Below are 24808 nucleotides of genomic sequence, written 5' to 3' on the forward strand. Positions count from 1 at the left end.
GATGGCGTTCGCCGCCTTTGTCATCCATAGCCGGCCCTACCGGGAAACCAGTCAACTAGTGGAGGTCTTCACCCGGGAGCAGGGTCGCCAGAGTCTGGTGGCCAAGGGCAGTCGCCAACCCCGCTCACCACTCAAAGGGCTGTTACAGCCCTTTGTGCCGTTAAGGCTAGGTTTCGCCGGCAAGGGCGAACTGAAAAATCTGCATAGCGCCGAAGCGAGTGGACCGGCCATCCCCCTGACGGGGACCGCCTTATACAGCGGCCTTTACCTCAATGAACTGCTCTATTATCTGCTGGAAACCCAGACGCCCTTCGACGAGGTGTTTGAGGCTTATTATAAAACGCTGAAAAAACTGGCAAACGGTGATGGTATTGAGCCATGTTTACGTCACTTTGAGTTTTATATGCTAAATATACTGGGTTATGGCGTGGACTTTACCCAGGATGCCCTGACCGGCGATGCCATCCGCCCCGAAGGCTGGTATGGCTACCAGCCGGAATCTGGTTTTATCGCCCTGGAGCAGGCCGAGCCCGGTGCCTATCCAGGGGAGCATCTGTATGCCCTGGCCGAGCTGGATCTGAGTCGAGCCGAGGTGCTGGCTTCCGCCAAACGCTTCAGCCGCCAGGCGTTGGGGCCTTATCTCGGTGGTCGCCCTTTGCGCAGCCGGGCCCTGTTCATCAAAGGAAAGAGAGGAAGTCGCAGTGAGTGAATTGTATTTAGGGGTCAATATCGATCACATTGCCACCTTGCGCAATGCCAGGGGCACCAGTTATCCGGATCCGGTGCAGGCGGCGGCGGTGGCCGAGCAGGCCGGTGCCGATGGCATTACCGTTCACTTGCGGGAAGACCGCCGCCATATCATCGATCGGGATGTGGAGATCCTGAGCCGGACCATCCAAACCCGGATGAACCTGGAAATGGCGGTCACCGAAGAGATGCTTGATATCGCCTGTCGTATCAAACCGGCTTTTGTCTGCCTGGTACCGGAGAAACGGGAAGAAGTGACGACCGAGGGCGGGCTGGACGTGGCCGGCCAGCTCGACAAGGTGAGAGTCGCCGTGCGGCGGCTGACCGAGGCAGGCATCAAGGTATCGTTGTTCATCGACGCGGACAAGGCGCAGATCGATGCGGTGGTGGCCGTTGGCGCACCCTATATCGAGATCCACACCGGCCATTATGCCGATGCGCCCAACGAGGCCGAGCAACTGGCTGAGCTCAAGCGCATCGCGGCCTCTGCTTCCTACGCCCATGATCTGGGGCTGAAGGTGAACGGTGGCCATGGCCTGCATTACCACAACGTCAAGCCGATCGCCGCCATCCCCGAGATGCTGGAGCTGAACATCGGCCATGCCATCATTGCCCGCGCTGCCTTCGACGGCCTGGAAAAAGCCATCCGCGACATGAAGCGGCTGATGCGCGAAGCCCGGCAGGGAGTGTAAGCGCGGGGAGGGCCTTAACAACCGGGATTCGAGACTGGGGACTCGGGCCGGAAAACCGAAGCCGGGGCTGGTCTTTCCAGTCCCTGATCCCCAATCCCCACTACAAATATTCCTTCGCTTCTTCCCTGATCTGCCCCATCCGTTCTTCCAGCTCCAGCAGTTCGGGCTCCAGCTCTTCCACCGACTGTTTGGCCAGCAGGGCTTTCTCCAGTTGTGCCACCAGCGCCTGCAGTTGCGGAACACCGCAGTAGGCGGTGCCACCGTGTAGTTTGTGCAACGGGGGATAGAGGTATTCGCCGTCGAGCTCACCGGACAGGGCCGCGCCCAACAATGGCTCGAATTCATCGAAGCTGTGCAGCAACATACTCAGCATGTCTTTCGCCAACGGCTCCTTGCCTCCGGCCCGCGTCAACGCCAACGACCAGTCGATCTGTCCCTGTGCCGGCTGACGATGGCCGAAGCGCTCGATGATACGGGCCAGGATGGCTTCGTCGATGGGTTTGGCCAGATAATCATCCATGCCCTGGCGCAGCAGCCGATCCCGTTCGCCTTCGATGGCATGGGCGGTGACCGCCACTATCGGTGTACTGGCATTGGGTCCTTGGTGTGAGCGGATCTCCCGGGTGGCCTGGATGCCGTCCATTACCGGCATCTGGATGTCCATGAAGATGATGTCGTAGCGATTGACCGTGGCCAGATTCAGCGCCTCCCGGCCGTTGGTGCAGCTTTCCACCTGGCTGACCTGCTCGCTTAGCATGGCACTGATCAGCTTGAGGTTGGCCGGGTTGTCGTCCACGGCCAATACCCTGAGCGGTTGCTTGTGGGAAGGCGGCGCCAGGGTGATTTGCAGCATGGCCTCGGGGAGGAGGCTATCCTGCTCCACCAGGGCATGGGCCAGCTTCTGGTAGTGTACCGGCTTGGTCAGGCAGTAACTGGCGCCGGTTTTGAGCAGGGCATCGACCAGGGTCGGGTCGGTGGAACTGAGCAGCACCACCACCTTGTTGTCGTACTCTTTTTGTCTGAGGATATCCTGCTCCATCTGGCTGGGCAGGCTATGGGGACCGAAGCCCAGCAGGGCACTGTCGATGCGGATCCCCGGATAAGGCTCGTGCAATACCTGAACGCCCCATTCCCGCAGCAGGGAGGTGGTAGCGCGGCGGCTGAAGTTATCCTCTTCCAGGTAGAGCACCGTCTTGTGGCTGAGCTCGGCCAACGGCAGGGGTTCGGCCAGAGGCAGTGCCGCTCGGTTCAGTTCCAGGGTAAAGCTGAACACCGAGCCCGATCCCAGCTCCGAATAGAGCTCGATATCGCCGGCCATCTGATGTACCAGCTTCTGGGTGATCACCAGGCCCAGGCCGGTGCCGCCATAACGGCGGGAGATGCTGGAATCGGCCTGGTTGAACGCCTGGAACAACTGGCGGCGCTGGCTGTCGGAAATGCCGATGCCGGTATCCTGCACATGAATACACAGGGCGGCCCGATCCGGCTGGCTGGCCGGGCGGGCATCCACCCGTACGTCCACGTTGCCCTGTTCGGTAAACTTGATGGCGTTGCCCACCAGGTTGGTGAGCACCTGCTGCAGTCGCAATGGATCGCCCACCAGGCTGTCGTGCACAGCAGCATCCACCCTGAGCGACAGTTCCAGCCCCTTGTCGTGGGCGCTGGGGGCCAGCAGGGTCATCACTTCCTGCAGGGTATCGCGCAGGGAGAAGGGAATCTGCTCCATCTTCAGCTTGCCTGCCTCCAGCTTGGAGAAGTCGAGGATGTCGTTGATGATGCCGAGCAGGTTCTGGGCCGATTTTTCGATGGTCTTGAGGTAGTCCAGCTGGTTTGGCGTCAGCCGGGTCTTTTGTAGCTGGCGGGCGAAGCCGATCACTCCGTTGAGCGGAGTACGCAGTTCATGGGACATGTTGGCCAGGAACTCGGTCTTGACCCGGGCCGCTTCCTGGGCGCGCTTCTTGGCCATGTCCAGCTCGATATTCTGGATCTCTATCTGCTCCAGGGTCTCGCGCAGATCCGAGGTCGCCTGATCGATGTTCTGCTGCATCTCGTCATGGTATTCCGACAGCGATTTGGCCATGGCGTTGATGCCGTTCTTGAGCACTTCCAGTTCGCCGGTGAATTCGCCGCTGACCCGGGTATCGAGTCGGCCCTCGCGGATCTTGTATACGGCACTGACCATGTCGGTAATTGGCTGCGACACGCCCTTGATCAGGCGGATGCCAAACAGGGTGCTGACGCTGACCCCGAGCAGCACGATCAGGCCGGCGAAGAAGCTGTCGCGGTAGTGCAGCAGCATGGCCGAGTCGTTGGTCAGCTGCATGGAAACATAACCGATAGGGGTGGAAGAGGACTCTTCCCACAAGGCATCCATGCGGATACTGTCGGTGACCACCGGGGTGCGCAGTATGATGCCTTCGGGCCCGGTCTCCACCAGGGTGGTTCGGGGCAGGGGAATACCGTCGGGCAGGCGCATGGCATGGAAGTCGCGGTGGTAGTTGGAGGTCACCAGCAGACGGCCTTCCACATCGAACAGGGCGATGGACTTGACCAGGGGGCTGTTGTTGCGGTGAATATTACTGAGCAGGCGGTTGAGCGCCTCCCGGTTGCGACTGGTCAGAGCCAGCTCGCTGGCCAGGGCCAGGGGTTCGATGACATTGACTCCCTGGCGGATCAGGGCTTCTTCCAGCTGCTGATAGCGGTTCACGGAAAAATAACCGGCCAGCAGGATGCCGATGATCAGGGTCGGTAATATGGTAAAAGCCAGTACCCGGGCTCGCAGGCCGTATTTGGTCATAGGGGGCTAATGTGGGAGAATGCGCATTCAAATCAACAGATGCTTATGATGACATAGCCGGTTCGAGGGCTCCACGTTTTATGGTTCAGTTCTTCAAGGTCAAAAAGCCCGATGTCCAGGCGCAGGCACCGCTGGAGGTCGAGATCCTCGAGCTCAACAGCCATGGCGTGGGGGTGGCCCGGCACAAGGGCAAGCCGCTGTTTGTAGCCGGTGTGCTGGCTGGCGAACGGGTACGGGTAAAGCTGACCGGCCAGAACAACAAGTACCAGACGGCCGGCCTGGTCAAGGTGCTGAAGCCATCCCCGCAGCGGCTGAAGCCCTTTTGCCCCTATGTCGCCCAGTGCGGCGGCTGTTCGTTGCAGCATGTGCCGGTCGCCGTCCAGCGGGAGTTGAAGGCCCGCGCCGTGGCCCGGCTGTTCGCCCGCCACGGGGTCGAGACCCTGCCCGAGCCGGAATGGCTGTTCGGGGCCGAGCAGGGCTACCGGCGGGTGGCCCGGCTGGCGATCCGCCGCCAGGGCAAGGGCATCGCGCTGGGTTTTCGTCGTCAGCAGTCCCACGAGCTGGTGGAGATAGAACGGTGCGGCGTGCTGCAACCGGCGCTGTCAACTTTGATAGTGCCGCTGCGCCAGTTGCTTAACCGATTGAAAGCGGTCAGGCAACTCGGGCATCTGGAGCTGTATGAGGCGGCCGAGGGCGTGGCCCTGTTGCTGCGTCATACCGGCGCCCTTCCGACCCGTGATCTGGATATGCTGCTGGCTTTCGCCCAGGAACGAAGCCTGGCGCTGTTTTTACAGGATGATTCCGGGCGCCGTCCGTTACATGTTCCTTTTCCACTTTACTATCAGATAGATAATATTAAGCTGGCGTTTTCTCCCGGTGACTTTATCCAGATCAACGGCCGGCTTAACGAACTGATGATACGGCAGGCCCTGGGCTGGCTGGCGGCCGAGCCGGAGCAGCCGGTGCTGGATCTGTTCTGTGGCGTCGGCAATTTTTCGTTGCCGCTGGCGGCATCCGGGCATCCGGTGGTCGGGGTGGAAGGAGTGATGGATATGGTGGAACAGGCCCGCGGCAACGCGGAAGACAACGGCCTGACCCTGGCCCGTTTCTACCGTGCCGATCTCGCTGCCGACTTCACCCGGGAGTCCTGGGCCCGACAGGGTTTCGAACGGGTGCTGCTGGATCCGGGACGGGCCGGCGCCGAGCAGGTGGTTCCCTATCTGCTGAAGCTCTCGCCCGAACGGCTGCTTTATGTATCCTGTAATCCGGTTACCCTGGCCCGGGACAGCGAGGCCTTGCTGGCGGGCGGGTACCGGCTCAGCCGGCTCGGCCTGATTGATATGTTCCCCCATACGGTCCATTGCGAAGCGATGGCCTTGTTTGAACTCAGTTAAGGGACGCTTATGGTTTCAGTGCGCGATACCCATCTTAAATCAACCTTCAGCCTGGCCGAGTGGGCGGCGACCCTGCCCCTGGAAGCGAAAGAAAGGGATAAGCTGACCGCGGTGTACGAGTATTGCCGGCGGCTGGAGGCATCGCCCGAGGCGGAGCAGCGACTGCTTGCCGAGGGGGTGGAGATGGTGGGCATCTTACTGACCCTGAGCATGGATCTGGATACCCTCAAGGCGGCGCTGCTCTATCCCTTCCTGGAAACCGGCTATCTGGATCTGGAGCGGGCACGGATTGACTTCGGCGACAATATCGTCCGCCTGCTGCAGGGGGTGGCCGATATGGAAGCCATCCGCTCGCTGCAGCATGTGCACAGCGACAAGAGCTCCGAAGCCCAGGTCGATAAGGTTCGCCGCATGCTGTTGGCCATGGTTGAGGACGTGCGGGCGGTGGTGATCAAGCTGGCCGAGCGCATCACCTGTCTGCGCGAGGTGAAAAGCGCCGACGAAGAGACCCGGGTGCTGGTGGCCAAGGAGATCGCCAACATCTACGCGCCGCTCGCCAACCGGCTCGGTATCGGCCAGCTCAAGTGGGAACTGGAGGATCTGTCGTTTCGCTATCTGCATCCGGAAACCTACAAGCGCATCGCCAAGCTGCTGGACGAGAAGCGGCTGGCGCGGGAAGCCTATATCGACGACTTTGTCTCCGGACTCAGGAACGCGCTGAAAGAGGCGGATATCGAGGCTGAGGTGTACGGCCGACCCAAGCATATCTACAGCATCTGGCGCAAGATGCAGAAGAAGAGCCTGGACTTCGACGAGCTGTTCGATGTGCGGGCGGTACGGGTGGTGACCCGGCATCTGCAGGACTGCTACGCGGCGCTGGGCGTGGTGCACACCCAGTGGCGCCATATTCCCCGGGAATTCGACGACTACGTGGCCAACCCCAAGCCCAACGGCTACCAGTCCATCCATACGGTGGTGATCGGCCCCGAGGGCAGAACGGTGGAGATCCAGATCCGCACCGATCAGATGCACCAGGATGCGGAGCTGGGGGTGGCGGCCCACTGGAAGTACAAGGAAGGTGCGGCCGGCGTCAGGCAGAGCGGGTTCGAAGAAAAAATCGCCTGGCTGCGCAAGCTGCTGGCCTGGCAGGAAGACATGGCCGAGAGCGGCTCCCTGGTGGACGAGTTGCGCAGCCAGGTGTTCGAGGACAGGGTCTATGTGTTCACGCCCAAGGGGGAAGTGGTGGACATGCCGGCCGGGGCCACCCCGCTTGACTTCGCCTACTATATCCACAGCCAGATCGGTCACCGCTGCATCGGTGCCAAGATAGACGGGCGCATCGTGCCCTTCACCTACCAGCTGCAGACCGGCGATCAGGTGGAGATCATCACCCAGAAGCAACCCAATCCCAGCCGGGACTGGATGAACCCCAACCAGGGCTTCCTGCGTACCAGCCGGGCCCGCTCCAAGGTGGCCACCTGGTTCAAGAAGCAGGACCGGGACAAGAACATCCACGCCGGCCGCGAGGTACTCGACAAGGAGCTGGATCGCCTGGGGCTGACCTTCTCCCAGATCGACAAGAAGGTGCAGGAACGGTTCAACATGGCCACCCTGGACGACCTGCTGGCCGGCATCGGCGGCGGCGACCTGCGCATCAACCAACTGCTCAACTACCTGCAGGGGCAGCACAAGAAACCGACCAGTGCCGAGCAGGACGAGCAGGTGCTGCGTCAGCTGGAACAGAAGGCGGCCAAGAAACCCCAGGAGCACAAGGCCCATGGCCATATAGTGGTGCAGGGAGTGGGCAACCTGCTGACCAACACCGCCCGTTGCTGTCAGCCTATTCCCGGCGACGAGATCATCGGTTTCATTACCCAGGGGAGGGGCATCTCCATCCACAGGGCCGACTGCGAGCAGCTCAAGGAGCTGGCGTCCCAGCACCCGGAACGGATGGTGGACGCGGTCTGGGGCGAGAACTATTCCGGTGGCTACAACCTCACCATGAGGGTGGTGGCCAACGACAGATCCGGCCTGCTGCGGGACATCACCACTATCCTCGCCAACGAGAAAATCAACGTGATGGGAGTGAACAGTCGCTCCAATCGCAAGCAACAGACCGCCATCATCGACATGGAGCTGGAAGTCTACAATATCGATACCCTGAGCCGGACCCTGGCCAAGATCAGCCAGTTGCCGGACATACTGGAAGCCAAGCGGCTGTAACGGGAGCACGGATGGAACATTACAACTACTCGCTCGGCGATCTGCTGGCCATCATGGCGGCATTGCGGGATCCGGAAACCGGCTGTCCCTGGGATCTGAAACAGGACTTCGCCAGCATAGTCCCCTACACCCTGGAGGAGGCCTATGAAGTGGCCGATACCATAGAGCGGGGGGCGCTCGGTGAACTGCCCGGGGAACTCGGTGACCTGCTGTTTCAGGTGGTGTTTTATGCCCGATTGGGGGAGGAGCGCTCCCTGTTCAATTTCGGCGATGTGGTGCAGTCGATCAGCCACAAGCTGGTCGCGCGCCATCCCCACGTGTTCGGCAACGCCGACTTTGACAGCGAAGAACAGGTCAAGGCCAACTGGGAGAACACCAAGGCGGAGGAACGCAAAGCCAAGGATGCCTCGGCCACCAGCGCCCTGGACGATATTCCCCGCAGCTTGCCGGCGCTGTCCCGGGCCAACAAGATCCAGAAGCGTTGCGCCGCGGTCGGCTTCGACTGGCACGAGCTGCCGCCGGTGGTGGACAAGATCCGCGAAGAGCTGGACGAAGTCATGGCCGAGCTGGCCGAGCCGGAGCGGGATCAGGACAGGGTGGCGGACGAGCTTGGCGATCTGCTGTTCGCCTGCGTCAACCTGGTGCGCCATCTCAAGCAGGATCCGGAGGCGGTGCTGCGCCGGGCCAACGACAAGTTTGAACGCCGTTTCCGGGCGGTGGAGCAGGCCCTGCAGGCCGACGGCAAGGACAGCCGGGCCTGCAGCCTGGAGGAGCTGGACGGTTACTGGAACCGGGTCAAACGGCAGGAGCCCTGAGCGCCTGTTTGAACTCTGGTATACTCGACCAAAGCAGCAGTGTCGCCTGTTGACGCTACTCTCAGACAGCGTCGGGGCTTGAAAAAGGCAACAGGGATGGCATGTGCCGAGCGTCACAGGGATGTGCTTGAAGCGTATCGGTGGAGGTGGCCCCGTTGTCTCTTCGCTGGGCCGTAACAGACAGCCTCGCAAAGATCGCAAACAGCTTCTATAAACCGCCGACGCGGATGAAAACAAAAAACGCCACCCCTGCGGGTGGCGTTCTGCTATCGGCGGATTGGCGGGATCAGTTGTCCTTGATCCAGTGATCCATATCGGTCTTCAGGTTGTCGGAGCGGGTGCCGAAGATGGCCTGCACCCCGGAGCCTGCCACCACCACCCCGGCGGCGCCCAGCTTCTTCAGCTGGCTCTGGTCCACCTGGGCCACGTCCTTCACGCCCACCCGCAACCGGGTGATACAGGCGTCGAGGCTGGCGATGTTGTTCTTGCCGCCGAAGGCGGTGACCAGTTGTTCGGCCATTTCTGAGCCGCCTTGCCTGGCGCTTTCCTCACTGGCCTCTTCCCGGCCCGGGGTCTTCAGATCCAGCTTGACGATGGCGACCCGGAACAGGGTGTAGTAGAGGGCACCGTAGGCCAGACCCAGGATGGGGAACATCCAGCCTTTGGTCGATTGCGAGAAGAACACGACGAAATCGATGAAGCCGTGGGAGAAGGTCATACCGTGCTTCATGCCGAGCAGGATGGTCAGCACATAGGCGGAGCCGGCCAGCAGGGCATGAATGGCGTAGAGCACCGGGGCCACGAACATGAAGGCGAATTCGATGGGTTCGGTGATGCCGGTAAGGAAGGAGGTCAGGGCGGCGGAGAGCATAATCCCCCCCACCTTGGCGCGGTTTTCCGGTTTGGCGGAATGCCAGATGGCGATGGCGGCGGCGGGCAGGCCGTACATCTTGAACATATAGCCACCGGCCATGTTGCCGGCGCTGGGGTCACCGGCGATATAGCGGGCGATCTCGCCGCGGAACACTTCCCCGGCGGCGTTGGTATAGGTGCCGGCCTCGAAGAAGAAGGGCACGTTCCAGATATGGTGCAGGCCGAAGGGGATCAGCGCCCGCTCCACCACGCCGTAGATGCCGAAGGCCAGCGCCGGGTTCTGGTAGGCGGCCCAGTCGGAGAAGCTGTTGATGGCGCTGCCGATGGGCGGCCAGATGAAAGACAGTAGTACACCGGTGAAGATGGCGGTAATACCGGTGATGATGGGCACGAAGCGCTTGCCCGCGAAGAAGCCCAGGTAGTCGGGCAACTGGATGCGGTAGAAGCGGTTGAACAGGTAGGCGGCGATGCCGCCGGCGATGATACCACCGAGCACGCCGGTGTCGGTCAGTTGTTTGATCAGGGTGGCGTCGGCGACCGGATCCAGTCCGGTGACGATGGGGCCCATGACGCCGATGGCGGCGGTCAGCACGAAGTAGCCGACCACGGCAGCCAGGGCGGCGACGCCGTCGTTGTTGGTGAAGCCCAGGGCCACACCGATAGCGAAGATCAGCGCCAGGTTGCCGAAGATGGCACCACCGGACTGGGCCATCAGCATGGATACGATATGGGGCAGCCAGCTGAAGTCGGCGGCGCCGATGCCGAGTAATAAACCTGCAACGGGCAGCACTGATACCGGCAGCATCAGTGACTTACCTACTTTTTGCAGGTTGGAAAAGGCGTTTTTAAGCATAAAAAACACTCCGGGTAAAAAGGAACAAAGGATTTTCAGGTAGTATAGAAGCTTGTTGGGCTTATATTGATTGAATCGATTCAGCTTGTGCAAGTTGGAGTTTTAAAAGGGGGACCGAGTGCGCATTTCCCCGGCGTTTATCGAGAACAATGCAACAGTTTCTTACAAAATGTTACACAGAGCTCAACCTTTGCTGCACTGCGCCGATAGATAGGCCAGGAGGATAACCGATGAAGCTTATATCCTGTTTTTTACTGTTGTGCTGCAGCCTGCCAATTTTTGCCCAGGAGCGGGAATCCACCGTCGCGACGGAAGAGCTCAGGGCCGTGCCCCTCTATGAAGAGCGCGAGCTGATCCATTGGATCAACAACAACCGCCATCTGCGGCAGGTGCGCGACAGGGACAACTGCCAGCTGGTGCAGGATATCGAGGCCAGGGCAGAGGTGCTGCGGCTGCCGTCCTACCAGTTTTTGTGGGGAGACATGCTGGCCTGGGGGGTCTGTGTACCCAGGCAGCCGCGGCGGGGCATGGCGATGATCTGGAAGGCGGCGGAGCAGGGGTTGCCGGCGGCGTTGGAGCAGTTGGGGCGTTATTATTACAACGGTACCCTGGTGCAGCAGAACCGGGAGCGGGCCGCCCCCTTGATGCAGGAGGCGGCCAGCCTGGGCTTTGAGAAGGCCCAGTTCACCTGGGCCCGCTGGCTGCTGGAAGGGGCCGGCAGCCCGCTGGACTACCCCCAGGCCTACCTGTGGTTGAAGCAGATGGTCACCGCCGATCCGGCCCAGCACCGGGAAGCGGAGCGGCTGAGCAAGGCCCTGGCTGCGCGTATGCCGGCGCACAAGGTGAAGGAGCTGAACCACCAGTTGCTGTTCTGAGTCAGCCCCCGCCGGGGCGTGCGCTTGTCATCGCCGACATTTCATGTCACCTTGATACACTAATGTGTATCATGTATATATATTCCCCCTGTCCAGGATATCCGCTGAATGAAGCTGACCACCTATACCGATTTCGGATTGAGAACCATGATGTATCTGGCGACGCTGCCCAAGGGGGAACTGACCAGCGTCGCCCATGTCTCCAAGCTGTACGATGTGTCCCGCAATCATATGGTCAAGGTGGTCAACCAGCTGGCGCGGGAAGGCTATATCCATGCGGTGCGGGGCAAGAACGGCGGCATCCGGCTGGCCAGGGCGCCGGAAGACATCAATATCGGTCAGGTGATCCGCACCCTGGAACACAATCTGAAGGGAATCGACTGCGGCAGCCCGGCCTGTTACCTGGTGCCGGCCTGTCGACTGAAGGATGCGCTCAAGCTGGCGATGGAAGCATTCTTGCGCGTCATGGAAAGTTATACCCTGGCCGATCTGGTGGGCAACCGGGACGAGCTGATGGTCATTTTCAACCAGCTCGAGCCGCAAGTTGCCAAAGCCTAGGGGCGATAGTAGTGGGGTAATACCCGGGCCAGTTTTACCATATTGTTTTCCACTTCCAGTATTTCTATGGGGTAACCCGCCAGCCGCAGTCCGATGTTGGCCTGGGGGATCTCTTCCAGGTATTCCAGGATCAAGCCGTTGAGGGAACGAGGGCCATCGGTGGGCAGCTTCCAGCCCAGTTCCTTGTTGATGTCCCGGATACTGGCAGAGCCCTCGATCAGGTAGGAGCCGTCGTCCTGGGGCTTGATTTCGTCACTCAGGGTCGGGCTGATGGTGGTGGTGAAATCGCCGACAATTTCCTCCAGGATATCGTCCAGGGTGACCAGACCCTGGATGTCGCCGTATTCATCCACGATAAGGCCGATGCGTTCCTTGTTGCGCTGGAACTTGAGCAACTGCACGTTGAGGGGAGTGGCTTCGGGAATGTAGTAGATTTCGCGCACCGCCCGCATCAGGCTGGACTTGCTGAACTCCTCCTTGGCCAGCAGGCGCAGGGCATCCCGGGCATGGATAAAGCCCAGGGCATCATCGATATTGTCCCGGTACAGCAGCACCTTGGTATGGGGGCTCTGCAACAGCCGCCGGCTGATGGTTTTCCAGTCCTGGGTGACGTCGATGCCGTAGATTTCGTTGCGCGGCACCATGATATCGTCCACCGTCACCTTTTCCAGATCCAGGATGGATACCAGCATGTCCTGGTGTCGACGCGGGATCAGGGCGCCGGCTTCGTTGACGATGGTGCGCAGTTCTTCCGAGCTGATGGCGGTATCTTCCCGGTTGTGCGGGTTGATACGGAACAACGACAACAGGCCGTTGGAGATGGCGTTGATAGTCCATACCGCCGGATAGAGCAGTACCATCAGCGGTTTGAGGATAAAGGAGGCGGGAAAGGCGACCCGCTCCGGATACAGTGCCGCCAGGGTCTTGGGAGTCACCTCGGCGAAGATCAGCACCACTATGGTCAGGGCGATGGTGGCCACGGCCACACCATAGTCGCCGAACAGGCGGATGGCGATCAGGGTAGCGATGGCGGAGGCGAGGATATTGACCAGGTTGTTGCCGATCAGGATCAGGCCTATCAGCCGATCGGGGCGGGAGAGCAGTTTATCCACCCGGGTGGCCGATTTGTGTCGATTTTGCACCAGATGCCGCAGCCGATAACGGTTGAGTGACATCATGCCGGTTTCAGAGCTGGAGAAAAAGGCGGAGATACAGAGTAAAGCTATCAGGATACCACTAAGGGTACCCGTGGATATGTCGTCCAAGCAGACCGTCCTGTGGTGAAAAAGCTGATCAATTACTAAGGGTTTGAGCGGGCGCTGTCAAGTCAAGGCTAACCCAGCAGGACTTCCCGCACGAAGCGGCTGCCGAAATAAGCCAGGGTGAGCAATATGCTGCCGGCCACGCTGGTCCAGATCACTTTGCGCCCGCGCCAGCCCAGGCGGTGATGGCCCCACAGCAGACCCACATAGACGCACCAGGCCAGAATGGTGAGAATGGCCTTGTGGGCCTTGCCGGGGCTGAACATTTCCTGCAGGAAGAACAGCCCGCTGGAGATAGACAGGGTCAGCAACACCACGCCGACGAAGATCAGCCGGAACAGGTAACGCTCTATGGTCATCAGCGGCGGCATCGCCGGCAGGTTGGTGAGCTTGTGTTTTTTCAGCCGGTTATCGAGGAAGCCCAGCAAGATGGCCAACAGGCAGGCGATCACCAGCAGGGAATAGGACATCAACCCCAGGCCGATATGCAGCAACACCGCCGGGCGGGTCTCCAGGTACATGCCGTAGTAGCTGGGCAGCAGGTAATCGGCGGCCAGCAGCAAGCCGGCAAAGCCGTACACCACCGGCATCAGCAGCCAGACATTGAAGCGGCTGACCAGTATCGTCATCAGCAGGCAGATGATCAGGCTGACGATGGAAGCCACATTCAGCATGCTCAGGTTCTGACCGGGCACCATCACCACGGTGTCGAACAGCCAGAGCCCATGCAGGCCCAGCGCGAAGAGGGCCGCCAGCAAGCCGTAGCGACGGCCCTGGTTCTGGGGATTGAGCAGATTATGCACACAGGCGAAGGCCGCCAACAGATAAAATGCCATCGCCAAAACAGCAAGCAATTCCATAATGAACGTAAGCCATTAGCCGGTAAAATAAAGAAGAACGGCCAGTATACCCTCAAGGCAAGTCATATCGCTACCTGCGGTCGCTTAAGTTCGGCCGGCAACTTGGGTATACTGGTCGCAATTTTCGCCACTTGCGGACCTACTCATGTTTGAAAATCTCACCGAACGGTTGTCGCGCACGCTGAAAAACATCAGTGGCCGCGGTCGCCTGACCGAAGAAAACATCAAAGAGACCCTGCGCGAAGTGCGTATGGCGCTGTTGGAGGCGGACGTTGCCCTGCCGGTGGTGCGGGATTTCGTCAACCGGGTCAAGGAACGGGCGGTGGGCCAGGAAGTGTCCAAGTCCCTGAGCCCGGGCCAGTCCTTTATCAAGATAGTCAACGCCGAGCTGGTGTCGGTGATGGGCGAGGCCAATGAAGCGCTCGACCTGGCGGTCACACCGCCGGCGGTGATCCTGATGGCGGGTCTGCAGGGCGCCGGTAAAACCACCTCGGTGGGCAAGCTGGCCAAGTTCCTGAAAGAACGCCATAAAAAGAAGGTGCTGGTGGTCAGTGCCGACGTCTATCGTCCGGCGGCGATCAAGCAGCTCGAGACCTTGGCGGCGGATCTGGAAGTGGAGTGTTTCCCCAGCAATATCCAGCAGAAGCCGGTGGATATCGGCCGCAATGCCGTGGATTACGCCCGCAAGAAATTCTTCGACGTGGTGCTGGTGGATACCGCCGGCCGCTTGCATATCGATGAACAGATGATGGGGGAGATCCAGGCGCTGCACGCGGCCATCGATCCTATCGAGACCCTGTTCGTGGTCGATGCCATGACCGGCCAGGACGCGGCCAATACCGCCAAGGCCTTCAGCGAGGCGCTGCCGCTGACCGGGGTGATCCTGACCAAGGCGGACGGTGACGCCCGGGGCGGTGCCGCCCTGTCGGTGCGGCACATTACCGGCAAGCCGATCAAGTTTATCGGCGTCGGCGAAAAGACCGATGCCCTGGAGCCCTTCCATCCGGATCGGGTGGCGTCGCGTATCCTCGGCATGGGTGATGTGCTGTCGCTGATCGATCAGATGGAGCGTTCGGTCGACAAGGGCAAGGCCGCCGAAATGGCCCAGAAGCTGAAAAAGGGCAAGGGTTTTGATCTGGAGGATTTCCGTGACCAGTTGGTGCAGATGCGCAACATGGGCGGCATGATGAGCCTGATGGACAAGTTGCCGGGCATGAACCAGTTGCCGGACAACGTCAAGGATCAGGTCAACGACAAGTTGACGGTACGGATGGAAGCTATCATCAACTCCATGACGCCGAAAGAGCGCCGCCATCCGGATCTGATCAAGGGGTCGCGCAAGCGCCGTATCGCCCTGGGCTCCGGAACCGATGTGCAGGAGGTGAACAAGCTGCTCAAGCAGTTCACCCAGATGCAGAAGATGATGAAAAAAATGTCCGGCAAGGGCGGTATGCGCAAGATGATGAGCCAGATGCAGGGCATGATGGGCCCGGGCGGCGGCCGGCGCGGCCCGTTCTGACGGCGGAGCCGGTACGGGTGAACGGGGAACGCGAGCCTATCTGCGGCCCCCGTCGTGCACGCCCGCCTTGCTTGCATTCTCGCCGGATCGGAGTACAATTGCGCGGCTTATTTTAAGCCAGGGTTCGCATTGTCTGCGGACCTTGTTTGTTTCAAGTAAATAGAGGACGGTATGGTAACCATTCGTTTACAACGTGGTGGCGCGAAAAAGCGTCCGTTCTACCAAGTAGTTGTTGCTGACAGCCGCTACGCTCGCGATGGTCGTTTCATCGAGCGCGTTGGCTTCTTCAACCCGATCGCCACCGGTCAGGCAGAGAAACTGCGCCTGGACCTGGAGCGCATCAACCACTGGGTAGGCCAGGGTGCTAACGTGTCTGATCGCGTAGCCAAATTGATCAAAGACGCAGCCAAAGCAGCGGCCTAAGTCTTTACGGGTAGGGAGTTAAGGTGAGCGAACCGGTAGTAGTAGGCCAACTGGGCGCCGTTTACGGCATTAAAGGTTGGTTGAAGGTCAACTCCTTTACCGACCAGCCAGAAGGCATTTTCGATTATCAACCCTGGTTGATAAAAGACGGTAGCGGCTGGCGTGAAATCCAGATTACTGGATGGAAGCGTCATAACAAAAGCCTGATCTGCAAGCTGGCCGACATCGACCAGCGGGAACAGGCCCAGTTGCTGACCGGTGCCGACATCGCGGTGAGTGCGGAAGTCTTTCCCGCGCTGCCGGGTGACGAATTCTACTGGCGCGATCTGATCGGCTGTCGGGTGAAAAATACCAAAGGCTATGATTTCGGCCTGGTGACTCAACTGATGGAAACCGGTTCAAACGACGTGCTGGTAGTAAAAGCCAATGCCAACGATGCATTTGGTCAAAGAGAACGGTTGATCCCGTTTTTGGAAGATCAGGTGATCAAGTCCGTGAATCTTCAGGACAACATCATCGAAGTAGATTGGGATCCGGATTTTTAATTCCAGTCGAACCGCACGGAGAAAATCATGTGGATAGGGGTGGTTAGCCTCTTCCCGGAGATGTTCCGGGCAGTATCCGACTATGGAGTAACCGGTAGGGCCGTGAAAGATGGCCTGCTGACATTTGAATGCTGGAATCCGCGGGATTTCGCCCGGGATAAACACCGCACTGTCGATGACAGACCCTACGGGGGCGGGCCCGGCATGCTGATGATGGTTCAGCCCCTGCGTGACGCCATCGCAGCGGCGCGGGCGGCGGCGGGTGAGGGAGCCAGGGTGATTTATCTGTCTCCCCAGGGCCGCAAGCTGGATCAGCAAGGCGTAACCGAACTGGCCAGGCAGGAGAAACTAATCCTGGTGGCCGGGCGTTACGAAGGAGTGGATGAGCGCGTCATCCAGGCCGATGTCGACGAAGAGTGGTCGGTCGGGGATTACGTGCTCAGTGGCGGTGAATTGCCGGCCATGGTACTGATCGATGCGGTGGCCCGTCTGGTGCCCGGCGTATTGGGTGACATGGCGAGTGCGGAGCAGGATTCCTTCAGTGAAGGGTTACTGGATCATCCTCACTACACACGCCCGGAGCAACTGGCGGGAATGGCCGTTCCCAAAGTGTTGCTGAGTGGCAACCACGCCGAGGTGGCGCGCTGGAGAATGCAGCAGTCATTGGGCCGGACCTGGTTAAGAAGGCCGGAACTCTTGAATAACCTAGCTCTGACTGACGAGCAAGAGCAGCTTCTTGCCGAATTTGTCCGCGATTGCAGTGACAAGCAGTAGAGTTTTCAGTTTACCCTAGGTAAGGAAATATCATGAGCAACATCATTAAGCAGCTTGAAGACGAACAATTGCGCAGCGATATCCCCGACTTCGGTCCGGGTGACACCGTGCGTGTACAGGTACGCGTTGCCGAAGGTGGCAAAGAGCGTCTGCAGGCTTACGAAGGCGTGGTTATCGCCAAGCGTAACCGTGGTCTGCACTCTTCTTTTACCGTTCGCAAAATCTCCAACGGTGAAGGCGTTGAGCGTACTTTCCAGACTCACAGCCCGCTGATCGGCAGCGTGGAAGTGAAGCGTCGCGGTGCTGTGCGTCGCGCCAAGCTTTACTATCTGCGTGATCGTGCCGGTAAGTCTGCTCGTATCAAAGAGCGTCTTACCGCCAAGAACGGCAAGTAAGCCAAGCCGGTTCGGCTGTCGAAAAAAGCCCGCGATTGCGGGCTTTTTGATTTGTACCCTGCCTTGCTCCTCTTCTGCCGCCCGGGCTGTCCATTCAGCAAAATACTGGTTAGTATTACGCTTTCTCATTGATCCTGCAGGTTTTTCAATGCCCATTACTGTCTGGGGTCTGGCCATCGCCCAGGCTTTGCTTGCCTCGGGTAATATTCTGTTGGTATCGGTGTCGGCGTTGATCGGTCAGTACCTGGCCGTGGACCCCTGGCTTGTCACCTTGCCGGTGGCCTGCCAGTTCCTGGGGTTGATCCTCTCGACCCTGCCCGCCGCCTACCTGATGCAGCGACTGGGCCGCAAGGCCGGCTTTGTCGCGGGGAATCTAATCGGTTTACTCGGTACCTGGGTCGCCCTGCAGGGACTGGCGCAGGTCAGTCTGGCCGGGTTTACCCTGGGTACTTTTCTGATCGGTATCGCCATCGGGGTGGGCCAGCAATATCGCTTTGCCGCCCTTGAGTCCTGCGCCCACCAATTCCATGCCAGAGCCATCAGTCTGGTCATGGCCGGTGGTGTACTGGCGGCGGTGATAGGTCCCAATCTGGCAGTCTGGTCCCGGGACTGGTACGAGGTCAATCCTTACGGCGGTGCTTTCTACGGCCTGTTCGGCCTTTATATGGTGGCGCTGCTGTTGATCCTGGTGCTGCCCCTGCCCAAGACGACACCGGTGAACAAAAGCGAGTCGGTGCGCTCCTATGGCGAGCTGTTCCGCCAGCCGCTGCTGTTGGCTGCGGTAGCCTCGGGCATGATCGGCTACGGCGTCATGGTGCTGCTGATGACCGCCACGCCGCTGGCGATGGATCATCAGCAGCATGGTTTCGCCGATACCGCCCTGGTGATCCAGTGGCATGTGTTGGGCATGTTCGTGCCTTCTTTCTTTACCGGCCATTTGATCCGCCGTTTCTCTACCCAGAGGGTGATCCTTTGGGGCTGCGGCGCCTTGCTGCTGAGCGTGCTGGTGAACCTGTCCGGTCAGGGCTTCTGGCATTACTGGTGGGGTCTGTTGTGGCTGGGGATTGGTTGGAACTTCACCTTTATCGGAGCCACCCATTTGCTGACCTTCAGCTACCAGCCGGCGGAAAAAGCCAAGGTGCAGGGCGTCAATGAATTCCTGGTGTTCAGCGCGGCTGCCGTGGGCAGCCTGTTTGCCGGTCAAGGGGTGTTGCTGTTGGGATGGGGCTGGCTGAACCTGATGGCGATCCCCTGGATCCTGCTGGTGGCACTGCTGATCTGGCGGCTGAAAACAGAAGGTTCGGTTACAGCATAAAGTGGCGGGCCAGCAGGGCGGCGGTGAAGCCGGTTTTGAGGTAAAAGCCGCGTGGCAGTGTCATGATCGGTTGCCCCTGCCGGCCAACCGCTTCGGTTAGGGCCCGGCCGTTGGCGGCCTTGGGCCTGAGTTGCAGCACCTGGCCGTGGCGAGCGGTGATCTCCCGCACTCGTCCCAGGCTTATCAGCTCCATGATTTCTTCCCAATCCTGACGCAATAATCGCTCTTCTTCTTCACTTGGCTCCCACAGCAAGGGCTGGCCGATGATCCTGTCAGCGGGGGCGACACCGCGCTCACCCAGCACCGGTATCCACAGCACGCGGGACAGCTTATTGCGTACATTACTGTATTCCCAGCGCAGACCGGCGATATCGGTCAGTGGTGCCACGCAGACAAAGGTGGTTTCCAGCGGTTTGCCGTTGCTATCGATGGGGAGGGTTTTCAGCTCGACACCCAGTTCGGGAAAATCCTGCTCCGGCTTGGAGCCAGCCGAAGCACCCAGTGCCAGCTCCAGCAGTTGCCCTATCCAGCCCTTATCCCGGCGCAGGTGGGGAGGGACTTCGATCACCAGACGCCGGGCCAGTTCGCCCAAGGGCAGGCCGGCCAGTTGCTCGGCCCGCGTGACCAGGGCGTCGATGGAGGAAGGGCGGGATACGGGTTTGTTCAAAATTTAATCACTCTCCGGGATTGGGGGCGCTGGTGGTATCTACGCTGATTATTTTTTTAAATTGTTGATTTTAAATGTAATTATGTTTTGCCTTTGGTGTTTTTTACCCTGAGGAGATGATATACCGGTTTTACCTGAGTATAAACATGCTGTTGCACAGCCTTATCCACAGAAATACTGGATAACTGGATGGAAAGCCACAGGATCGATTTTTACGGCCCGCATAAAGTCAAAAAGCAGGATTTTTTTCCTGCTGTTAACCTCTGGTTCACCCCGTGTCTGTGGATAAGTTGCCGGTGCTTGATCTTTGAGCTATCAGACTTATTAACATAGCGACCGTGATGGCCCGAGCTGTGCAAAGATCCAGGAAGATCCTTTTTTTATTATTTAAGTATTTGATTTTTTTTGTATTTAATTGTTTTTTTTCGATGTTTATCACAGTGGTGAAAATGACGTCCCGTTTATGATCAATAAGCTATACAACTTTTGCCACAAGCTTATCCACATGATTTGGGGGAAAAAGATCGCCATATGATCCTTTTTCTGTTTATAACTATTGACAAAAAACCAAGTTATTCAACATGGGTTGCCATCCTCTCTTCTGCAGCATCATTTGCCGGAAATAGGGGAATATGGAACAATCATCCTCATGTTAGCTTTATTAGTCTGGTGATTGCGTGATAGATGGCGACGGTTTTCGTCCCAATGTAGGCATAGTGATCTGCAATCGCAAAGGCCAGGTGTTATGGGCCAGACGCTACGGGCAACACTCCTGGCAGTTTCCCCAGGGTGGGGTGGACGATGGTGAAACACCAGAACAGTCCATGTACCGGGAGTTGTACGAGGAGATAGGGCTCAGGCCTGAAAACGTGACCCTGCTGGCGGTAACCCGCCACTGGCTCAAGTACAAGTTACCCAAGCGATTGGTGCGGTGGGACAGCAATCCCGTCTGCATAGGTCAAAAACAGAAATGGTTTCTGTTGCGGTTGGATTCGGATCATGAATCACACATCGAGTTTGGCTGCCACGGGCATCCCGAGTTCGATGACTGGCGCTGGGTCAGCTACTGGTATCCGGTGCGGCAGGTGGTGTCTTTCAAACGGGAAGTGTATCGACGGGTGCTGAGGGAATTTGCCCCCATTGTGATGGCGGAGCAAGGCCGTAAAGACGGGCGCAAACGGTACCGATAGCCGGATCGACAAAGGAGTAGGCGGCAGTGTTAAAGGAATTGCGAGAAATCGTTCAGCGGGTAACGGCCAGCTCCGATCTTAACGAAGCCATGACCGAACTGGTCAGGAAGACCCGTGAAGCCATGAAGGTCGATTGCTGCTCCATTTACCTGCGCCAGGATTTGGAACAGGCTTACCTGCTTGCTGCTACCGACGGCCTGGCGGCCGAAGCGGTAGGGCATGCCAAAATTCCGCTGGGGGAAGGAATCGTTGGTCTGATTGGTGAAAAAGAAGAACTGATCAACCTGGCCGATGCCCAGCACCATCCCAAATTCAAATACTTGCCCGAAGCCCATGAAGATGCCTTCAAGTCTTTCCTGGGCGCGCCTATTATTCACCAGCGTAAGGCCTTGGGCGTGCTGGTGGTGCAGCAAAAAGAAGTACGGCTGTTCGAGGAGGGGGAAGAGTCCTTCCTGGTAACCCTGGCTTCCCAACTGGCCACGGTGATTGCCCATGCGGAGGCGAAGGGCAACCTCAAGTCCCCCAATTGGCACGGCATGTTGCGTGGCCTGGCCGGTTCTCCCGGCGTGGCCATCGGTCGCGCCTGGGTGTGGCGCCCCAAGGTCGAATTGGACCAGATAGCGGAGCGCAAGGCGGATGATCCGAGCGTGCAGCATGCGCGCTTCGACAAGGTCCTGGTCCAGGTTGAGGATGAACTCGACAGCATGGCCCTGCGCTTCAAGGAGTCCCAGGCCAGCGAGTCGGTTGCGGTGTTCGAGGTGTACCAGTATATCCTCAAGGATCCGGTGTTTATCGGCTTGATCCGAGAAGAGATTGAGCGGGGCTGGCGCGCCGGCAGTGCGGTCAAGCGGGTCTGTGAAAAGCAAATCGCCCAGTTTTCGACCATGTCCGATCCTTATCTGCGGGAACGGGCGGCGGATATCCGCGATCTGGGACAGCGACTGCTGACTCGGCTGATCCATGAGGATGAAGGCCCTGTGCCCCTGGCGGAGCCTGTTATTTTGGTGGCGGATGAGATCAGCGCCACCCTGATCGCCGAGATCCCTCGCGGCAAGTTGAAAGGTATTGTGTCGGCGAAGGGCTCCATCAACTCCCATGCCGCCATCCTGGCCCGGGCCATGGGTATCCCTGCGGTGATGGGCATCGATCACTCCTTCGAATTGCTGGAAGAGCGTACGCTGATCGTCGACGGCTACAGTGGCGAGTTGCTGGTCGAGCCGGTGGCGTCGGTGCTGCGTGAATACCGGCGGCTGATCGCCGAAGAAGCGCAGATGGACGAGTTGTTTGCCACGGTGCGCAACGAGCGCTCGGTAACGCTGGACGGGGTCACGGTGTCCCTGTTGCTCAATGCGGGCCTGAGCGCCGATACCGATATTGCCATGAATGATGCCGCCGATGGGGTGGGGCTGTTCCGTACCGAAATCCCCTTTATGATGCGGGATCGCTTTCCTTCCGAGCACGAGCAGGCTACCAACTATCGCCGGGTGCTGACCAGCTATGTGGGCAAACCGGTGTGCATGCGGACCCTGGACGTGGGCGGCGACAAGCAACTGCCCTATTTTCCCATCGTCGAGGAAAACCCCTTCCTCGGCTGGCGTGGTATCCGCCTGACCCTGGATCATCCCGAGATCTTCCTGGTGCAGCTCAAGGCCATGCTGCGCGCCAGTCAGGGGCTGGACAATCTCTCGATCATGCTGCCCATGGTCGGCAACCTGGACGAGGTACGGGTGGCCCGCCGGCTGCTGGACCGGGCTTGGCGCGAGGTGTCTGCCGAGACCGCGACTCAGCAGGAAGTGATCCGCTACCCCAGTCTGGGAGTGATGATCGAAGTGCCCTCACTGCTTTACCAGTTGCCGGAGCTGGCGCCACTGGTGGACTTCTGGTCGGTGGGTACCAATGATCTGACCCAGTATCTGCTGGCGGTGGATCGCAACAATGGCCGGGTGGCGGATATCTATGATGCCATGCACCCGGCGGTATTACGGGCCTTGCAGCAGATCATCGACGCGGCCCGTCGCTATGCCAAGCCGGTTTCCATTTGCGGTGAGCTGGCCGGGGATCCGGTCGGGGTGCTGGTACTGCTGGCCATGGGCTATCGCCGCTTCAGCATGAACAACAGCAATATCATGCGTATCAAGTACATTGTGCGCCAGTCCCGCACCGATGAGTTGCAAAAAGTGTTGCAGGAAGCCTTGAGCCATCAGCATACCGGCGCTTTCAAGGGCGTCTTCGGTCGTTACCTGGAAGAGCGGGGCCTGGGCGGGCTGCTGCGCGCCGGCAGATAGGTCTCCCTCGGCGATAGACCTTCGAGTCGTAGTTCCTGCTTTTAGATTGGCGCGATTGCATGCACAATACCGCTTTTGTTTTTGACGGGGTAACTGCATGTCAGCAAGCCACTGGGTATTTCCCGGGTTCGATCCCATCGCCATACAGCTCGGTCCCCTGGCGGTCCACTGGTACGGACTCATGTATCTGCTGGGGTTTGTCTTTGCCTGGTGGATGGCCAACCGCCGGGCGGCGCAGCCGGGCTCCGGCTGGACCAGGGATCAGGTGTCCGACGTTCTGTTTTACGGTTTTCTCGGGGTTATCCTCGGTGGTCGCCTGGGCTATGTGTTCTTCTATCAATTCGATACCTTCCTGGCCGATCCCCTCTACCTCATCAAAATCTGGACCGGCGGCATGTCTTTCCACGGTGGCCTGGTCGGGGTCATTACTGCGCTTTGGCTGTTTGCCCGCAAGCACAGGAAAACCTTCTTTGCCGTTTCCGACTTTATCGCCCCGCTGATCCCTTTCGGCCTGGGCGCCGGCCGCATCGGCAACTTTATCAACGGTGAGTTGTGGGGCCGGGTCACCGAGGTGCCCTGGGGCATTATCTTCCCGGCGGCGGGCGAACTGCCGCGCCATCCGTCCCAGCTGTATCAGTTCGCTCTGGAAGGGGTGGTACTGCTGGTCATTCTCAACCTGGCCTGGCGCCTGCGCGCTCCGCGTGGCGTAGTGTCCGGCCTGTTCCTGCTGTGCTACGGTCTGTTCCGCTTTATGGTCGAATTCGTGCGCGAGCCGGATGCCCACCTCGGCCTCTATCTCAACCTGTTCAGCATGGGACAGTTGCTGTCGATGCCGATGATGGTGGCCGGTCTTATCATGATATGGGCGGCCTGCCGCCGTTCCCACTGGTTTGCCAACGGAGAAAAAACCGCATGAAAGCCTACCTGGAGCTGATGCAGCACATTCTGGATCAGGGCGAGCAAAAAGAAGACCGCACCGGTACCGGCACCCTGTCGGTATTTGGTCATCAGATGCGCTTCAATCTGCGGGAAGGCTTTCCTCTGGTGACCACCAAGAAATGCCATCTGAAATCGATCATCCACGAACTGCTGTGGTTCCTGAACGGGGATACCAATATCGGCTACCTCAAGCAGCATGGGGTTCGCATCTGGGATGAATGGGCCGATGGCAACGGCGATCTGGGCCCGGTCTATGGCCACCAGTGGCGCAGCTGGCAGGGGGTGGATGGCAAGGTAATCGATCAAATCAGCCAGGCTCTGGATGCCATCAAACACAATCCTGACAGCCGCCGCATTATCGTCTCGGCCTGGAACGTGGGCGAGCTGGAGCAGATGGCGCTGGCGCCCTGCCATGCCCTGTTCCAGTTCTACGTGGCCGGCGGCAAGCTCTCCTGCCAGCTCTACCAGCGCAGTTGCGATGTGTTCCTGGGGCTGCCTTTCAACATCGCCAGCTACGCCCTGCTGACCCATATGCTGGCCCAGCAGGCGGGGCTGGAGGTGGGTGACTTTGTCTGGACCGGGGGCGACGTGCACCTGTACCGCAACCATTTGGAGCAGGCCCGGCTGCAACTGAGTCGTGAGCCCCGGCCGCTGCCGACCCTGCGCCTGGCCCGCAAGCCCGAGTCCCTGTTCGCTTATGCGTTCGAGGATTTCATTCTCGACGGTTATGAACCGCATCCCCATATCAAGGCGCCTGTGGCCATTTAAGCGGTATTTTTACTGTTAACAATGTTGGAGTTGGTGGCA

The 24808-nt window shown here is 59.3% G+C and carries 22 protein-coding genes; 17 read left to right on the top strand and 5 right to left on the bottom strand.

Annotated elements, in window-relative coordinates; all coding sequences use genetic code 11:
- Position 1 precedes the first annotated feature (1 nt).
- Together recO and pdxJ are read left to right on the top strand one after the other, a co-directional pair.
- Positions 2 to 709 (top strand): DNA repair protein RecO, encoded by a 708-nt coding sequence (recO, locus tag ACEVBK_RS02420; protein ID WP_375058499.1) that lies wholly within the window; start codon positions 2 to 4, stop codon positions 707 to 709.
- A complete protein-coding gene (gene pdxJ / locus ACEVBK_RS02425) occupies positions 702 to 1439 on the top strand; it encodes a pyridoxine 5'-phosphate synthase (RefSeq protein WP_375057030.1) in 738 nt (245 codons plus the stop codon). Before recO ends, pdxJ begins: the two co-directional genes overlap by 8 nt.
- 100 nt (positions 1440 to 1539) lie before the next feature.
- On the opposite strand, the gene barA is transcribed toward pdxJ, so the two are convergent.
- Complete coding sequence (gene barA / locus ACEVBK_RS02430) at positions 1540 to 4236, bottom strand: two-component sensor histidine kinase BarA (RefSeq protein ID WP_375057031.1); 2697 nt, start codon at positions 4234 to 4236, stop codon at positions 1540 to 1542.
- Between the two features lie 80 nt (positions 4237 to 4316).
- On the opposite strand from barA, the gene rlmD reads away from it, so the two are divergent.
- Genes rlmD through mazG form a run of 3 tightly spaced genes read left to right on the top strand, consistent with a single transcriptional unit; the run spans position 4317 to position 8668 of the window.
- Entirely contained in the window at positions 4317 to 5630 is a 1314-nt protein-coding gene (gene rlmD / locus ACEVBK_RS02435; RefSeq protein WP_375057032.1) for a 23S rRNA (uracil(1939)-C(5))-methyltransferase RlmD, read from the top strand.
- A gap of 9 nt (positions 5631 to 5639) precedes the next feature.
- Entirely contained in the window at positions 5640 to 7853 is a 2214-nt protein-coding gene (gene relA, locus ACEVBK_RS02440) for a GTP diphosphokinase (protein WP_375057033.1), read from the top strand.
- 11 nt (positions 7854 to 7864) lie between these two features.
- Positions 7865 to 8668, top strand: a complete 804-nt coding sequence (gene mazG, locus ACEVBK_RS02445; protein ID WP_375057034.1) for a nucleoside triphosphate pyrophosphohydrolase — start codon at positions 7865 to 7867, stop codon at positions 8666 to 8668.
- A 286-nt stretch (positions 8669 to 8954) separates the two neighbouring features.
- Here the strand turns inward: mazG and ptsG are convergent, their stop codons facing one another.
- Positions 8955 to 10394: a PTS glucose transporter subunit IIBC gene (ptsG, locus tag ACEVBK_RS02450; protein ID WP_375057035.1), complete on the bottom strand. Its 1440-nt coding sequence runs from the start codon at positions 10392 to 10394 to the stop codon at positions 8955 to 8957.
- Positions 10395 to 10624: 230 nt separating this feature from the next.
- Between ptsG and ACEVBK_RS02455 the strand changes: the two genes are divergently transcribed.
- Complete coding sequence (locus ACEVBK_RS02455) at positions 10625 to 11269, top strand: tetratricopeptide repeat protein (protein WP_375057036.1); 645 nt, start codon at positions 10625 to 10627, stop codon at positions 11267 to 11269.
- 108 nt (positions 11270 to 11377) lie between these two features.
- Positions 11378 to 11827, top strand: a complete 450-nt coding sequence (locus tag ACEVBK_RS02460) for an Rrf2 family transcriptional regulator (protein ID WP_375057037.1) — start codon at positions 11378 to 11380, stop codon at positions 11825 to 11827.
- Here the strand turns inward: ACEVBK_RS02460 and ACEVBK_RS02465 are convergent.
- Complete coding sequence (locus ACEVBK_RS02465; RefSeq protein ID WP_375057038.1) at positions 11824 to 13092, bottom strand: HlyC/CorC family transporter; 1269 nt, start codon at positions 13090 to 13092, stop codon at positions 11824 to 11826. The genes ACEVBK_RS02460 and ACEVBK_RS02465 overlap by 4 nt on opposite strands.
- A gap of 68 nt (positions 13093 to 13160) precedes the next feature.
- The gene (locus ACEVBK_RS02470; protein WP_375057039.1) at positions 13161 to 13949 is read right to left on the bottom strand and encodes an inner membrane protein YpjD; all 789 of its coding nucleotides are present in this window, start codon (positions 13947 to 13949) and stop codon (positions 13161 to 13163) included.
- Between the two features lie 145 nt (positions 13950 to 14094).
- Between ACEVBK_RS02470 and ffh the strand changes: the two genes are divergently transcribed.
- The 6 genes from ffh to ACEVBK_RS02500 all read left to right on the top strand — a co-directional run bounded on the left by ffh (position 14095) and on the right by ACEVBK_RS02500 (position 18920).
- Positions 14095 to 15468, top strand: a complete 1374-nt coding sequence (gene ffh, locus ACEVBK_RS02475; RefSeq protein WP_375057040.1) for a signal recognition particle protein — start codon at positions 14095 to 14097, stop codon at positions 15466 to 15468.
- Positions 15469 to 15639: 171 nt separating this feature from the next.
- Complete coding sequence (rpsP, locus tag ACEVBK_RS02480; protein WP_202083178.1) at positions 15640 to 15891, top strand: 30S ribosomal protein S16; 252 nt, start codon at positions 15640 to 15642, stop codon at positions 15889 to 15891.
- A gap of 23 nt (positions 15892 to 15914) precedes the next feature.
- Positions 15915 to 16436, top strand: coding sequence for a ribosome maturation factor RimM (rimM, locus tag ACEVBK_RS02485; RefSeq protein WP_375057041.1), 522 nt, complete (start codon positions 15915 to 15917; stop codon positions 16434 to 16436).
- A 27-nt stretch (positions 16437 to 16463) separates the two neighbouring features.
- Positions 16464 to 17210 carry a tRNA (guanosine(37)-N1)-methyltransferase TrmD gene (gene trmD, locus ACEVBK_RS02490; protein WP_375057042.1) on the top strand — a complete coding sequence of 249 codons (747 nt, stop codon included), beginning with the start codon at positions 16464 to 16466 and terminating at the stop codon, positions 17208 to 17210.
- A 32-nt stretch (positions 17211 to 17242) separates the two neighbouring features.
- Positions 17243 to 17605 carry a 50S ribosomal protein L19 gene (gene rplS / locus ACEVBK_RS02495; protein WP_202083172.1) on the top strand — a complete coding sequence of 121 codons (363 nt, stop codon included), beginning with the start codon at positions 17243 to 17245 and terminating at the stop codon, positions 17603 to 17605.
- A gap of 148 nt (positions 17606 to 17753) precedes the next feature.
- Complete coding sequence (locus tag ACEVBK_RS02500) at positions 17754 to 18920, top strand: MFS transporter (RefSeq protein WP_375057043.1); 1167 nt, start codon at positions 17754 to 17756, stop codon at positions 18918 to 18920.
- On the opposite strand, the gene mutH is transcribed toward ACEVBK_RS02500, so the two are convergent.
- On the bottom strand, positions 18910 to 19587 hold the full coding sequence (gene mutH, locus ACEVBK_RS02505) for a DNA mismatch repair endonuclease MutH (protein ID WP_375057044.1): 678 nt from the start codon (positions 19585 to 19587) through the stop codon (positions 18910 to 18912). The two genes, ACEVBK_RS02500 and mutH, sit on opposite strands and share 11 nt — an antisense overlap.
- 677 nt (positions 19588 to 20264) lie before the next feature.
- Here mutH and rppH point away from each other — a divergent pair.
- From rppH to thyA, 4 genes are all read left to right on the top strand, one after another.
- Complete coding sequence (rppH, locus tag ACEVBK_RS02510) at positions 20265 to 20777, top strand: RNA pyrophosphohydrolase (protein WP_202083168.1); 513 nt, start codon at positions 20265 to 20267, stop codon at positions 20775 to 20777.
- A 26-nt stretch (positions 20778 to 20803) separates the two neighbouring features.
- Complete coding sequence (gene ptsP / locus ACEVBK_RS02515) at positions 20804 to 23062, top strand: phosphoenolpyruvate--protein phosphotransferase (protein WP_375057045.1); 2259 nt, start codon at positions 20804 to 20806, stop codon at positions 23060 to 23062.
- A gap of 97 nt (positions 23063 to 23159) precedes the next feature.
- A complete protein-coding gene (gene lgt / locus ACEVBK_RS02520) occupies positions 23160 to 23978 on the top strand; it encodes a prolipoprotein diacylglyceryl transferase (protein ID WP_375057046.1) in 819 nt (272 codons plus the stop codon).
- On the top strand, positions 23975 to 24769 hold the full coding sequence (gene thyA, locus ACEVBK_RS02525; RefSeq protein WP_375057047.1) for a thymidylate synthase: 795 nt from the start codon (positions 23975 to 23977) through the stop codon (positions 24767 to 24769). The genes lgt and thyA overlap by 4 nt, the downstream gene beginning before the upstream one ends.
- The last annotated feature ends 39 nt before the right edge of the window (positions 24770 to 24808 follow it).

The sequence above is a fragment of the Zobellella sp. DQSA1 genome, assembly GCF_041950555.1.
GTDB lineage: Bacteria > Pseudomonadota > Gammaproteobacteria > Enterobacterales > Aeromonadaceae > Oceanimonas.